This window comes from Rhizobium sp. Leaf311 (genome assembly GCF_001423445.1).
Classification (GTDB): Bacteria; Pseudomonadota; Alphaproteobacteria; order Rhizobiales; family Rhizobiaceae; genus Agrobacterium.
In genome coordinates, this window is record NZ_LMNZ01000003.1 from 1 (window position 1) to 201 (window position 201).

Here is a 201-nt window from a genome sequence, read left to right on the forward strand (position 1 = left end):
TTCATGGATCCTCTGGTACCAACCCAGTCCGTCCACACGCCGGCAAAAAAGGCGAGGGGCTCTACCTCATTGATCGCAAACCAACGTTTGGTTTTTCGGGGCTTTGTATCTTCCCATTCGCAAAACCGAGTCCACGGCACGACACAGCGGTTCTCGACTTTCAGCCACTTGCGCCAATGAGGCGACGCGACATTTCGGATG

At 54.7% G+C, this 201-nt stretch carries 1 protein-coding gene; it reads right to left on the bottom strand.

Features of this window, described 5'->3' with window-relative positions; genetic code table 11:
- A partial coding sequence (locus tag ASF69_RS22715) for an SOS response-associated peptidase family protein (RefSeq protein WP_200939044.1) occupies positions 1 to 201 on the bottom strand: 201 nt, incomplete at both ends.